Raw genomic sequence first — 14,033 nt, 5'->3', positions numbered from 1 at the left:
CTGCGCGGCAGGGCGCAGGTCAGTCGGGAATTCAACAGCTACACAATGCGTTGTCCAGCACCGCGCGTAACTGCAATGGATGGTCGACCACTACGTCGGCGCCCCAGTTGCGTGGGTTGTCCTGGGGATGAATATAGCCGTAGGTGACTGCAGCTGTTTTGGTGCCGGCAGCGCGGCCAGACTCAATATCACGTAGGTCATCGCCAACGAACAGCACGGTGGCGGGGTCCAGGCCCAGAGTTTTGCAGGCAAGGATCATGGGTTCGGGGTCTGGCTTGCTGTTTTTGACATGATCCGGGCAGATCAATATGGCTGAGCGTTTGGCCAAACCCAGTTGCTGCATGATTGGCTCGGCAAAACGTAGCGGCTTGTTGGTGACAACGCCCCAGATCAGTTTGGCCTGCTCAATCTCAGCGAGAAGCTCGTTGATCCCGTCAAAAGGTCGGGTCAGCACTGCGCAGTGGCTTTGATAACGCTCGAGAAACTCAAGGCGCAGCGGTTCAAACTCAGGCGCTTGCGGGTCCAGGCTAAAAGTCGCCGAAACCATGGCGCGGGCGCCGCCTGAAACTTGGTCGCGGATCAGCTTTTCAGCAATCGGCTCTAGCCCACGCTCCACGCGCATGGCTTGGCAGATTGCAATAAAGTCGGGGGCACTGTCGAGCAGCGTGCCATCCATGTCGAAAAGTACTGCACGCAGTCGCATCATTGCTCCTTGAGCGTTTGGATCATGTAGTTGACGTCTACATCGGATGACAGCTTGTAGTGCTTGGTCAGCGGGTTGTAGGTCAAGCCGATGATGTCTTTGACTTCGAGCCCAGTCGCGCGGCTCCAGCTGCCCAGTTCGGATGGGCGGATGAATTTCTTGAATTCATGGGTGCCGCGTGGCAACAGGCGCAACAGGTATTCCGCACCGATTACGGCAAACATATACGCCTTCGGGTTGCGGTTGATGGTCGAGAAAAACACCTGGCCACCCGGTTTAACCATGCGGTAGCAGGCGCGGATGATCGAGGCAGGATCAGGCACGTGCTCAAGCATCTCTAGGCAGGTTACGACATCGAATTGCTCGGGCATTTCTTCGGCGAGGTCTTCAGCGGTGATCTGCCGGTACTCAACCGATACCCCGGATTCCAGCTGGTGCAGCTGGGCAACCGCTAACGGCGCTTCACCCATGTCGATACCGGTTACGGTCGCGCCGCGCTGGGCCATGGATTCACTAAGAATGCCGCCGCCACAGCCTACGTCGAGTACTTTTTTGCCTGCCAGACCGACGCGTTCATCAATCCAGTTAACCCGCAGTGGGTTGATTTCATGCAGCGGTTTGAACTCGCTTTCACGGTCCCACCAGCGGTGGGCAAGGGCTTCAAACTTGGCAATTTCAGCTGGATCGACGTTGCTCATGAGCTGTTCCTGATTAAATCTGCAAAAGGTGCCTGCATGGCTTCCTATAGTCATGGTGCCATTTTCACGCCTGTTAGTGGGCGCTTGTCAGCAGGCCAGTGTATGTCAGTTTGTCGCAGCGGCTGGCATATATGTGTAGCCGCCTCTATATATCGTTAAAGAACCTCTGAAAAAGGTAGCGAGCGACGATAGTACAAGGCAAAAAAATGCGAAAAAGCGACCGGGGTCGCGCTCGACTTAGTTGGCCTAAATGAGCATTTTGAGCAGTTTTTTAACACCGTAATATCGAGCGCAGTAGTTTTTCAGAGGCTTCTTAGGCTTTTGCACCTATTTTTTCGCCCCAGACTCGGGTGTTGGCGATGATTTGAGCTTCATCCATACGCGTCAGCTTGCCGTTCTCCAACAACTGCTTGCCACCGACCCAAACATGCTCAACGCAGGCGCGGCTGCTGGCATAGATGAGCTGCGATACCGGGTCGTACACCGGTTGTTGGGCCAGTCCGGACAGGTTGAATGCGCAAATATCAGCTGCTTTGCCAACTTCCAGTGAACCAACCTCTGCCTCAAGACCCAGGGCGCGAGCGCCATTAAGGGTTGCCATGCGCAGTGCGCGATGGGCATCGAGCGCCGTGGCCGAGCCTGCGACCGCTTTGGCCAGTAGCGCGGCAGTGCGCGTCTCGCCCAGTAGATCAAGATCGTTATTGCTGGCTGCGCCGTCAGTGCCGATGGCAACGTTGACGCCTGCATTCCATAGCTTCTCAACCGGGCAAAAGCCGCTGGCAAGCTTGAGGTTCGACTCCGGGCAATGAATGACGCTGGTATTGCTGGCGACTAACAGTTCGAGGTCGTCGTCATCAATCTGGGTCATGTGCACGGCTTGAAAGCGTGGCCCCAAGAGGCCGAGACGGGCCAACCGTGCGAGCGGGCGTTCGCCTTGCAACTCCATGCTTTGCTGAACTTCAAATGCAGTCTCGTGGACGTGCATGTGAATACCCGCTTCAAGTTCCTCTGCCAGTACATTGATGTTGCTCAGCTTGTCATCGCTAACGGTGTAAGGGGCGTGCGGGCCAAAGGCGATTTTGATTCGTGGGTGATGCTTGAGGTCGCTGAATAGCTCAAGGCCCTTGTGCAGGGCTTCAGCCGCATCGCGGGCACCGGGAATCGGAAAGTCGAGTACCGGGATAGTGATTTGTGCGCGAATACCGCTGCTGTGTACCTGCTGGCTGGCAATTTCGGGGAAAAAGTACATGTCCGAGAAGCAGGTGATGCCGCCTTTGAGCTGCTCGGCAATCGCCAGCTCGGTGCCATCTTTGATGAATTGTTCGTTCACCCACTTGGCTTCAGCAGGCCAGATGTGCTGTTGCAGCCAGGTCATTAGCGGTAAATCATCCGCTAACCCGCGAAACAGCGTCATTGCAGCGTGGCCGTGGGCGTTGATCAGGCCTGGGGTGATGATGTGGTCGGGCAGTTCGCGAACTTCCAGTGCGGCCTGTTTAAGTGCCTGCTCGCGTGGAGCAATCATCACGATTTTGCCGTCGCGAATACCCAGCCCGTGGTCGCGCAACACGACACCAGCCGGTTCAACAGGGACCAGCCAAGTGGGGAGCAGGATAAGGTCGAGTGGGGCTTCGGACATTTATAGGCGCCTATGCATAGTTGACCGGCGATTCTATAGTGGAACGCCGCGCGCATGAAGTCGAAAGGACTGCAAGCACAGTCTTAATCGGTGATTTTGAGATTTTGCAGCAACTATGGTTACAGGCCAGCGAGCGCTTGGGCGTATACTCAGCGGCTTTGTTTTACGAGGATGGGTCGATGCGCGAGCAGTTGTTAGCAGCAGAAAAGGTCAAAGCTATTGAGTGGCGTGATGGCCGTCTTTATCTGCTGGATCAGCGCGTGCTTCCTTTCGAAGAACTGTGGCTTGCATATGAAAATGCCGTAGACGTAGCTTTGGCAATCAAGTCAATGGTGGTGCGCGGTGCGCCGGCCATCGGTATCAGCGCGGCTTATGGTGTGGTGCTGGGTGCTCGTCAGCGTATTAAAGAAGGCGGCGACTGGCGTGCAGCGCTTGAGGCTGACTTCCAGGTGCTGGCAGATTCGCGACCCACTGCGGTGAACCTGTTCTGGGCGCTGAACCGCATGCGTGAGAGGTTGGCACGCATCAAGCCGCAAGACGATGCGTTGGCGGTGCTGGAGACTGAGGCGCTGGGTATTCACGAAAGCGACCGTGAAGCCAATCTGACCATGGCCCAGCTTGGTGTCGACTTGATCCGTAAACATCAAGGCAACCTGCAAAACCTGTTAACCCATTGCAATACCGGCGCCTTGGCGACTGGCGGTTTCGGTACCGCGTTGGGCGTGATCCGTGCGGCTTATCTCGACGGCTTGGTCGAGCGGGTCTACGCCGATGAAACACGGCCATGGTTGCAAGGCTCGCGGCTGACCGCCTGGGAACTGGCTAACGAAGGCATTCCGGTAAGCCTCAATGCTGACTCAGCAGCGGCTCACTTGATGAAAACCCGTGGCATTACCTGGGTGATAGTCGGAGCGGATCGAATTACCGCAAATGGTGATGTTGCCAATAAAATTGGCACCTATCAACTGGCCGTCAACGCTATGCATCACGGTGTGCGCTTTATGGTGGTGGCGCCGAGTTCGACTATTGATATGGATCTGGAAAGTGGCGAAGACATCCCGATCGAAGAGCGTGACGGCAGTGAGTTGCTTGAAGTAGCTGGCAAGCGCGTTGCGGCGGGCGTTGATGCAGTCAATCCGGTATTCGATGTGACGCCTGCTGATTTAATCGACTTTATCGTCACCGAAAAAGGTGTGGTTGAGCGCCCGGATTTGGCCAAGATGACCCAGTTGATGTGCCGCAAGCGCCTGCATTGACTGGCATAGGTTGTGCTTGCCTGAGCAGGTTGTGGGGCAACTCAGGTACTTATTTCCAATCAATGCGTGCTGACCGCGTTTTGCATTTTTCACATCATGCGGTCTTGCTTCAGTGTGTTTGCTGGCGCTCCTGGTGCGCGTTTTGATGACGTTCTAATGGCATTTATGCATGGCCTGCGGTGGAGGCTGCAAAGGAATAAATCGGCTTGTACGGCCTCTCAGTGCGTCACAGGGCTATTCGGTGGTTTTTCTGGTCGGTTTTAGGGTAGGTGAAAAGCGCTGTATGTGGTAACCTCCGGCAGTTATCAGGGCAACTGCTTATGGTTGCCTCAACTGCGTATATCCATGGCATAACTTATTGATTTGTCGTGAGTCGTTGTCGACTTGATGTTACAGCGACAGGCTTCGCCTCGTTCACAACGGATGGAGCGGAGTTTCACCAGAAAAAGGAACCAGGCTACTCATGGGCGAACTGGCCAAAGAAATCCTCCCGGTCAATATCGAAGACGAACTCAAGCAGTCCTACCTCGATTACGCGATGAGCGTAATTGTCGGTCGTGCACTGCCGGATGCGCGCGATGGCTTGAAGCCCGTGCACCGTCGCGTGTTGTACGCGATGAGCGAGCTGGGTAATGACTGGAACAAGGCGTACAAGAAGTCGGCTCGTGTCGTTGGTGACGTGATCGGTAAATATCACCCACACGGTGATACTGCGGTCTACGACACCATCGTCCGTATGGCTCAGCCATTCTCATTACGCTACCTGTTGGTAGACGGTCAGGGTAACTTCGGTTCGGTTGACGGCGACAACGCCGCTGCCATGCGATACACCGAAGTGCGTATGACCAAGCTGGCCCATGAGCTGCTGGCTGACTTGCATAAAGAAACTGTGGATTGGGTGCCTAACTACGACGGCACTGAAATTATCCCAGCGGTCATGCCGACCAAGGTTCCTAACCTGCTGATCAACGGCTCCAGCGGTATCGCTGTGGGCATGGCGACCAACATTCCGCCGCATAACCTGACCGAGGTTATCAATGGCTGCCTGGCGCTGATCGAAAACCCGGAACTGAGCATCGATGATTTGATGCAGTACATCCCAGGCCCGGATTTCCCAACCGCCGCTATCATTAACGGTCGCGCCGGTATCATCGAAGCCTATCGCACCGGTCGCGGGCGCATCTATATGCGTGCCCGTGCTGAGATCGAGGACATTGACAAGGTTGGCGGTCGCCAGCAAATCATCGTCACCGAACTGCCTTACCAGCTGAACAAGGCGCGCTTGATCGAGAAGATCGCCGAGCTGGTTAAAGAGAAGAAGCTTGAAGGCATCACCGAGCTGCGCGATGAGTCTGACAAAGACGGCATGCGCATTGTTATCGAATTGCGTCGTGGTGAAGTGCCGGAGGTCATTCTTAATAACCTCTACGCGCAAACCCAGATGCAAGGCGTGTTCGGTATCAACGTGGTTGCTTTGATCGACGGCCAGCCTAAGGTTCTCAACCTTAAGGACATGCTCGAAGTCTTCATCCTGCACCGCCGCGAAGTGGTTACTCGTCGCACGGTGTTTGAGCTGCGCAAAGCTCGTGAGCGTGGCCACATTCTTGAAGGCCAAGCGGTTGCCCTGTCGAACATCGACCCGGTTATCGCCTTGATCAAAGCTTCGCCGACCTCGGCTGAAGCTAAAGAAGCCCTGATTGCCAAGGCCTGGGAATCCAGCGCCGTGCAGAGCATGGTTGAGCGCGCAGGCGCTGACTCGTGCCGCCCAGACAATCTGGACCCGCAATATGGTCTGCGTGACGGTAAGTATTACCTGTCGCCAGAACAGGCTCAGGCCATTCTTGACCTGCGTTTGCATCGTCTGACCGGTCTTGAACACGAAAAACTGTTGGCTGAGTACCAAGAGATCTTGGCGCAGATTGGCGAGCTGATCCGCATCCTCACCAGCGCTGAGCGCTTGATGGAAGTGATCACCGAAGAGCTTGAAGGTATCAAGGCTGAGTTCGGCGATGCTCGTCGTACTGAAATCCTCGACAACCGTCTTGATCTGACGCTGGCTGACCTGATCACCGAAGAAGACCGCGTGGTGACCATTTCTCACACCGGTTATGCCAAATCCCAGCCGCTGGCAGCGTATCAAGCGCAGCGTCGTGGCGGTAAAGGCAAGTCGGCGACCGGCGTCAAGGATGAGGACTACATTTCTCACCTGCTGGTTGCCAACAGCCACACCACGCTGCTGCTGTTTTCCAGCCGTGGCAAGGTTTACTGGCTGAAGACCTATGAAATTCCGGAGGCCTCGCGTGCTGCGCGCGGTCGTCCATTGGTTAACCTGTTGCCGCTGGATGAAGGTGAATACATCACCACCATGTTGCCGGTTGATGAGTACACCGAAGGTCACTTCATCTTTATGGCTACCGCTGGCGGTACTGTGAAGAAGACGCCGCTGGAGCAATTCAGCCGTCAGCGCAGCGTGGGTTTGATTGCCCTCGACCTGGACGAAGGCGATACCCTGATTTCTGCCTCGATTACCGACGGCAGCCGTGAAGTGATGTTGTTCTCCGACGGCGGCAAGGTGACACGCTTTAAAGAGAGTGATGTGCGCGCCATGGGCCGTACCGCTCGCGGTGTTCGCGGTATGCGTTTGGCTGAAGGCCAGAAGCTGATCTCGATGTTGATTCCAGAAGAAGGCAGCCAGATTCTGACCGCTTCGGAACGCGGCTACGGCAAGCGTACTGAAATCGGCGAGTTCCCAGAGTACAAGCGTGGCGGTCAGGGCGTAATCGCCATGGTCAGCAACGAGCGTAACGGTAAGTTGGTTGGCGCGGTTCAGGTACTTGATGGTGAGGAAATCATGCTGATTTCTGACCAAGGCACACTGGTGCGTACGCGCGTTGGTGAGGTCTCAAGCCTGGGACGTAATACTCAGGGCGTGACCCTGATTCGCCTGGCCAAGGACGAGAAACTAGTCGGACTGCAACGTGTTCAAGAGCCTTCGATTGAAGAAGAATACGATGAGAATGGCGAGCTGATCGTCAATGAAGAGATTGAAGGTGAGTCTGCAGAGTTGGCGCCAGAAGATGGCGCTGAACCTGAAGCGCCTGCTGCGGATGAAAATCCCGTAGATCCAGAGTAATCCACGCAACAAGCCTGCTTCGGCAGGCTTTGTTGTCTGTGGTGTTTGATCAGGCGCTGGCTTAGGGCCAGCGTCCATTTTTGAGAGAGTGGATGTGAGCAAGCGAGCCTTTAACTTCTGCGCCGGCCCAGCCGCGCTTCCCGAAGCTGTTCTGCAACGTGCCCAGGCTGAACTCCTCGACTGGCAGGGTAAAGGCCTGTCAGTGATGGAAATGAGCCATCGCAGTGACGAATACACCGCAATTGCCGAGAAGGCCGAGCAGGATCTGCGTGATCTGCTGTTCATTCCCTCGAATTACAAAGTCCTGTTTTTGCAGGGCGGTGCCAGCCAACAGTTCGCTGAGATCGCCCTGAATTTGCTGCCAGAAGACGGTGTGGCTGACTACATCGACACCGGTATCTGGTCGAAGAAAAGCATCGAAGAAGCCAAACGCTACGGCAACATCAATGTCGCAGCCAGCGCCAAGCCATACGACTATTTCGCGATTCCTGGGCAAAACGAATGGCAGCTGTCGAAAAATGCTGCCTACGTGCATTACGCCAGCAACGAAACCATTGGCGGCCTGCAGTTTGACTGGATTCCTCAAGTGGGTGACGTACCACTGGTAGCCGATATGTCTTCGGATATCCTTTCGCGTTCGCTGGATGTCTCCAGGTTCGGCCTGATCTACGCCGGTGCGCAGAAAAATATCGGCCCGAGCGGCCTGGTGGTGGTTATCGTGCGTGAAGACCTGCTGGGCCGCGCGCGCAGTTCGTGCCCGACCATGCTCAACTACAAGGTCGCAGCTGATAACGGTTCAATGTACAACACCCCGGCGACTTTCTCTTGGTACTTGTCGGGTCTGGTGTTTGAGTGGCTGAAAGAGCAGGGCGGTGTTGAGGCGATGGAAGCTCGCAATCGCGCCAAAAAAGACCTGCTGTACGGCGCCATTGATAACAGCGAGTTGTACAGCAACCCGATCACGCCTAATTCGCGGTCGTGGATGAATGTGCCGTTCCGTCTGGCTGATGATCGCCTGGACAAGCCATTTTTAGCCGGCGCTGATGCGCGCGGTTTGTTGAACCTTAAAGGTCACCGTTCAGTTGGCGGCATGCGTGCCTCTATCTATAACGCAGTGGGTCTTGATGCGGTGCAGGCATTGGTTGCCTACATGGCTGAGTTCGAGAAGGAGCACGGTTAATGTCGGATCAAATCTCCGAGCAAGAATTAAAGGCGCTGCGCCTACGCATTGACAGTCTGGATGAGAAAATCCTTGAGCTGATCAGTGATCGCGCCCGCTGCGCTGAAGAAGTCGCGCGGGTAAAAATGGCTGCGTTGCCAGAAGGCGAGAAGCCGGTTTTTTACCGTCCCGAGCGTGAGGCGCAGGTGCTCAAGCGCGTAATGGACCGTAATGCCGGGCCATTGGGCAATGAAGAAATGGCCCGTCTGTTTCGTGAAATCATGTCTTCATGCCTGGCGCTTGAGAACCCGCTGAAAGTGGCTTACCTCGGGCCAGAAGGGACCTTCTCGCAAGCGGCGGCCATGAAGCATTTCGGTCACGCGGTGATTAGCGTGCCGATGGCGGCTATCGATGAAGTATTCCGTGAAGTGGCTGCCGGTGCAGTGAACTTCGGTGTGGTGCCGGTCGAAAACTCCACTGAAGGTGCGATCAACCACACCCTGGACAGCTTCCTTGAGCACGACATGGTGATTTGTGGCGAAGTTGAGCTGCGTATTCACCATCACCTGTTGGTGGGTGAGTCGACCAAGACTGACAAGATCACCCGTATCTATTCGCACGCGCAGTCATTGGCGCAGTGCCGTAAGTGGCTGGATGCGCATTTCCCGAATGTTGAGCGTATTGCTGTTTCGAGCAATGCCGATGCAGCCAAGCGCGTCAAAAGCGAGTGGAATTCAGCGGCGATCGCGGGCGACATGGCTGCGAGCCTGTATGGCTTGACCAAATTGGCTGAAAAAATCGAAGACCGTCCGGACAACTCGACGCGCTTCTTGATCATCGGCAGCCAGGAAGTACCACCGACCGGGGATGATAAAACCTCAGTCATCATTTCCATGAGCAACAAGCCGGGTGCGTTGCATGAGTTGCTGGTGCCGTTTCATCACAACGGTATCGACCTGACGCGCATTGAAACGCGGCCTTCGCGCAGCGGTAAATGGACCTATGTATTCTTCATCGATTTTGTCGGCCATCACCGCGATCCGTTGATCAAGGATGTGCTGGAAAAAATCAATCAGGAAGCAGTTGCGCTCAAGGTGCTGGGCTCATACCCCAAAGCCGTTCTCTGATGCTCCGCGGGGTGGATGACGCTTTTTCATCTACTAAGGCGCGTGCGGTTACGGTGGACAAGCTTCGCGTTGTCACACCCTACGGGATGAAGGCGCGGTGTGATTGATGGTGGACAAGCTTCGCGTTGTCACACCCTACGGGATGAAGGTGCGGTGTGATTGATGGTGGACAAGCTTTGCGTTGTCACACCCTACGGGGATGTATGACGCTAACGAGTTTTCTGGATTGAACGAGGCAAGCAATGAGTTGTGATTTCCTCGCGCTGGCGCAGCCAGGCGTGCAAAAACTGTCGCCCTACGTGCCAGGCAAGCCGGTTGATGAACTGGCGCGTGAGCTGGGGCTTGATCCAGCCAATATCGTCAAGCTGGCCAGCAATGAAAACCCGCTTGGCCCCAGCCCTAAAGCGTTAGAAGCTATTCGTGCTGAGTTGGCGGAGCTGACCCGTTACCCTGATGGCAATGGTTTTTCATTAAAAAGCCTTTTGGCGCAGCGCTGCGGTGTCGAAACCCGGCAAGTGACGCTGGGCAACGGTTCCAACGACATTCTTGAGTTGGTTGCTCGTGCTTACCTGGCGCCTGGGCTGAATGCGGTGTTTAGTGAGCACGCCTTCGCGGTGTATCCGATTGCTACGCAGGCTGTTGGCGCGCAGTGCAATATCGTCCCGGCCAAGAACTTCGGTCATGACCTTGAAGCGATGGCCAAGGCGATCAATGAGCACACCCGTGTGGTGTTCATTGCCAACCCCAATAATCCAACCGGCACCTGGTTTGGCCCGCAAGCACTGGCTGATTTTCTGGCCAAGGTGCCTGAGTCCGTGCTGGTTGTGCTGGATGAGGCGTATATCGAATACGCCCACGGCAGTGAGCTGCCCGATGGCCTCAATTACTTGAGCCAGTACCCGAATCTGTTGGTGTCGCGCACCTTCTCCAAGGCCTATGGCTTGGCGGCGCTGCGTGTCGGTTACGGCATCAGCACTGCACAGGTGGCGGATGTTTTGAATCGCGTACGCCAGCCCTTCAACGTCAACAGTCTGGCTCAGGCCGCTGCCTGTGCGGCGTTTGATGATGCTGAGTATCTAGCGCAAAGCCGCAAGGTCAACGATGACGGCATGGCCCAGCTTGAGGCGGGTTTTCGTGAGCTTGGTCTTAACTGGATCGCTTCGAAAGGCAACTTTATCGCGGTTGATCTAGCCCGTGATGCGGCTCCGATCAATCAGGCATTGCTGCGCGAAGGCGTGATCGTCAGGCCAACGGCTAATTACGGCATGCCGACGTATTTGCGTGTGTCCATTGGCCTGCCTGAAGAAAACAAGCGGTTCTTGGCTGCCTTGAACAAGGTGCTTGGCGCGTGACTGAGGTTAAACCTGCTGCAACTGCACCGCTTGTAACCTGCGCGCAATCGACAGCCCCTATGATCGGCCGCCTGGTGGTTGTCGGGCTGGGGTTGATTGGTGGTTCATTCGCTAAAGGGTTGCGTGAGCGTGGCGTCTGTCGTGAAGTGGTTGGAGTTGATCTCGACCCGCAATCACGGGAAACGGCTGTAGCCTTGGGCGTGGTTGATCGCTGCGAAGAGCAGTTGGCGCTCGCATGTCAGGGCGCTGACGTGATTCAGTTGGCGGTGCCGATTTTGGCCATGGAGCGTGTGCTTGGCGAACTGGCCAAGCTTGATCTGGGGCAGGCCGTGCTTACCGATGTCGGTAGCGCCAAAGGTAATGTGGTGCGCGCTGCCAGCCTGGCGTTTGGCGGTATGCCAGCTCGTTTTGTGCCGGGGCATCCGATTGCTGGCTCAGAGCAGAGCGGTGTTGAAGCTGCTAATGCAGAACTGTTTCGCCAGCACAAAGTGATTTTGACGCCGCAGGAGACAACCGACCCGCAGGCGCTGCAGCTAGTTGACCAGCTGTGGCGTGAGTTGGGTGCTGATGTTGAGCACATGCAGGTTGAGCATCATGACCAGGTGTTGGCGGCGACCAGCCATTTGCCGCATTTGCTGGCGTTTGGTTTGGTCGACTCCTTGGCCAAGCGCAGCGAGAATTTGGAAATTTTTCGCTACGCAGCCGGTGGTTTTCGCGACTTTACCCGTATAGCCGGAAGCGATCCGGTGATGTGGCACGATATCTTTCTGGCCAATCGCGAAGCTGTATTGCAGAACCTGGACGTATTTCGCAGCGACCTCGACGCTCTTCGCGACGCGGTCGATGCAGGGGATGGGCATCAACTGCTGGGCGTCTTTACGCGCGCCCGCGTTGCCCGCGAACACTTCAGCAAAATTTTAGCCCGCAGGGCTTATGTGGACGCTATGCATACGAATGATCTGATTTTTCTGGCTAATCCTGGTGGCAAGGTCACTGGTAAAATTCGCGTACCGGGCGATAAATCCATTTCCCACCGTTCGATCATGCTCGGCTCGATTGCCGAAGGCATTACTGAAGTCGAAGGTTTTCTCGAAGGCGAAGACGCCCTTGCTACGTTGCAAGCATTCCGTGACATGGGTGTTGTGATTGAAGGTCCGCACCACGGCCGTGTAACTATCCACGGCGTTGGCCTGCGCGGTCTTAAAGCGCCGCCTGGCCCGATCTATGTTGGCAATTCCGGTACATCAATGCGTCTGCTTAGTGGTTTGCTGGCGGCGCAGCCGTTCGATGTCACGTTGACCGGCGATGCCTCGCTTAACAAGCGTCCGATGAACCGTGTGGCCAAGCCGTTGCGCTCCATGGGGGCAATTATCGAGACGGCAGCAGAAGGTCGTCCGCCGTTGACTGTACGTGCAGGAGGCCGCTTGGGCGGTATGACCTATGAAATGCCTATGGCCAGCGCTCAGGTTAAATCCTGCCTGTTGCTTGCGGGCCTCTACGCTGCGGGTTCCACCACTGTTATCGAGCCTGCACCGACGCGTGACCATACAGAGCGCATGCTGCGTGGCTTTGGCTATCCGGTCACGGTTGAAGGTAACGCGGCGACGGTTGAGTCGGGCCATACCCTAAAAGGCACGCATATTGAAGTACCGGCGGATATCTCGTCCGCTGCATTCTTCCTGGTTGCCGCGAGTATTGCCGAAGGCTCTGATCTGTTGCTTGAGCACGTTGGCATCAACCCAACGCGCACCGGTGTTATCGATATTCTCAAGCTGATGGGTGGCGATATCACCCTCGAGAATGAGCGTGAAGTCGGTGGTGAGCCGGTCGCAGATATCCGCGTGCGCTCAGCTAAGCTTAAGGGCATTAACATCCCGGAAGACTTGGTGCCGCTGGCGATTGATGAGTTCCCTGTATTGTTTGTCGCCGCTGCCTGCGCTGAGGGGCAGACTGTGTTGCGTGGCGCTGAAGAGTTGCGAGTCAAAGAGTCTGATCGCATTCAGGTGATGGCTGATGGCCTGATTGAGCTGGGCGTGAGCGCTGAGGCAACCCCAGACGGCATCATCATCGAAGGTGGCACCATGGGCGGCGGCGAAGTGTATGCCCATGGTGATCATCGGATTGCCATGGCCTTCAGTGTTGCCTCGCTGCGCGCCAGTGCGCCAATTCGTATCCATGATTGCGCAAACGTCGCCACCTCATTTCCAAACTTCCTGGCGCTGGCTTCGCAAGTTGGGATGCAAGTTGGTGAGGAGGGTAAGTGATGAACGCTGCGCCAGTAATCACAATCGACGGGCCAAGCGGTTCAGGCAAGGGCACTATTGCCTGCTTGGTGGCACAAAAGCTGGGCTGGGGCTTGCTTGATTCAGGCGCTCTCTATCGTTTATTGGCATTTTCTGCGCGCAATCACGGTGTCGACATTACCAATGAGGCGTCAGTCACCATGTTGGCGGCACACCTCGATGTGCAGTTCATCGCCAATCCCGGCGGCAAGGGGCAGAGCATCATCCTTGAAGGCGAGGAAGTGACTAACGCGATCCGCAATGAACAGGTTGGCGCAGGGGCTTCTCAGGTCGCGGCTTTGCCAGCGGTGCGTGAGGCTCTGCTGCAGCGTCAGCGGGCGTTTCAGGAGTTTCCGGGGCTGGTCGCAGATGGTCGTGACATGGGCACGGTGGTGTTTCCGGATGCGCCGCTAAAGGTGTTTCTGACTGCCAGTGCAGAAGAGCGTGCACGCAGACGCTACTTGCAGTTGAAGGCGAAAGGCGATGATGTTAATCTTGCGAGTCTACTTGATGAGATTCGCGAGCGTGATGAGCGCGATACCCAGCGCACGGTGGCTCCGCTTAAGCCAGCGACCGATGCAATACAGCTGGATTCAACCGAACTTTCAATCGAGCAGGTGTTTGAACGAATTCTCAGCGAGGTCGCCATTCGCGATCTGGCTGGTTAATAGAGCTTCGGCATAAGCC

At 55.9% G+C, this 14,033-nt stretch carries 10 protein-coding genes; 7 read left to right on the top strand and 3 right to left on the bottom strand.

Annotated features, from left to right (window positions below):
* Positions 1–31: 31 nt before the first annotated feature.
* The 3 genes from mupP to ACN0UH_RS13265 form a co-directional block, all read right to left on the bottom strand.
* Positions 32–703 (bottom strand): N-acetylmuramic acid 6-phosphate phosphatase MupP, encoded by a 672-nt coding sequence (gene mupP / locus ACN0UH_RS13275; RefSeq protein WP_417662490.1) that lies wholly within the window; start codon positions 701–703, stop codon positions 32–34.
* Positions 703–1,401 (bottom strand): bifunctional 2-polyprenyl-6-hydroxyphenol methylase/3-demethylubiquinol 3-O-methyltransferase UbiG, encoded by a 699-nt coding sequence (gene ubiG, locus ACN0UH_RS13270; RefSeq protein WP_417662489.1) that lies wholly within the window; start codon positions 1,399–1,401, stop codon positions 703–705. Before ubiG ends, mupP begins: the two co-directional genes overlap by 1 nt.
* A 313-nt stretch (positions 1,402–1,714) precedes the next feature.
* Positions 1,715–3,037, bottom strand: coding sequence for a TRZ/ATZ family hydrolase (locus tag ACN0UH_RS13265; protein ID WP_417662488.1), 1,323 nt, complete (start codon positions 3,035–3,037; stop codon positions 1,715–1,717).
* A 179-nt stretch (positions 3,038–3,216) separates the two neighbouring features.
* Between ACN0UH_RS13265 and mtnA the strand changes: the two genes are divergently transcribed.
* From mtnA to cmk, 7 genes are all read left to right on the top strand, one after another.
* Complete coding sequence (mtnA, locus tag ACN0UH_RS13260; RefSeq protein WP_417662487.1) at positions 3,217–4,293, top strand: S-methyl-5-thioribose-1-phosphate isomerase; 1,077 nt, start codon at positions 3,217–3,219, stop codon at positions 4,291–4,293.
* 463 nt (positions 4,294–4,756) lie between these two features.
* Positions 4,757–7,426 carry a DNA gyrase subunit A gene (gene gyrA, locus ACN0UH_RS13255; RefSeq protein WP_417662486.1) on the top strand — a complete coding sequence of 890 codons (2,670 nt, stop codon included), beginning with the start codon at positions 4,757–4,759 and terminating at the stop codon, positions 7,424–7,426.
* Positions 7,427–7,520: 94 nt separating this feature from the next.
* Entirely contained in the window at positions 7,521–8,606 is a 1,086-nt protein-coding gene (gene serC, locus ACN0UH_RS13250; protein WP_417662485.1) for a 3-phosphoserine/phosphohydroxythreonine transaminase, read from the top strand.
* The gene (pheA, locus tag ACN0UH_RS13245) at positions 8,606–9,712 is read left to right on the top strand and encodes a prephenate dehydratase (protein WP_177408653.1); all 1,107 of its coding nucleotides are present in this window, start codon (positions 8,606–8,608) and stop codon (positions 9,710–9,712) included. Before serC ends, pheA begins: the two co-directional genes overlap by 1 nt.
* A gap of 242 nt (positions 9,713–9,954) precedes the next feature.
* The gene (hisC, locus tag ACN0UH_RS13240; protein WP_417662484.1) at positions 9,955–11,064 is read left to right on the top strand and encodes a histidinol-phosphate transaminase; all 1,110 of its coding nucleotides are present in this window, start codon (positions 9,955–9,957) and stop codon (positions 11,062–11,064) included.
* A 59-nt stretch (positions 11,065–11,123) separates the two neighbouring features.
* The gene (locus ACN0UH_RS13235; RefSeq protein ID WP_417662483.1) at positions 11,124–13,328 is read left to right on the top strand and encodes a bifunctional prephenate dehydrogenase/3-phosphoshikimate 1-carboxyvinyltransferase; all 2,205 of its coding nucleotides are present in this window, start codon (positions 11,124–11,126) and stop codon (positions 13,326–13,328) included.
* On the top strand, positions 13,328–14,014 hold the full coding sequence (gene cmk, locus ACN0UH_RS13230; RefSeq protein WP_417662482.1) for a (d)CMP kinase: 687 nt from the start codon (positions 13,328–13,330) through the stop codon (positions 14,012–14,014). Before ACN0UH_RS13235 ends, cmk begins: the two co-directional genes overlap by 1 nt.
* Positions 14,015–14,033: the final 19 nt, after the last annotated feature.

It is taken from the genome of Pseudomonas sp. (genome assembly GCF_048265905.1).
In the GTDB taxonomy this organism is placed as follows: domain Bacteria; phylum Pseudomonadota; class Gammaproteobacteria; order Pseudomonadales; family Pseudomonadaceae; genus Aquipseudomonas.
This window is presented reverse-complemented; position numbering and strand designations above follow the sequence as displayed.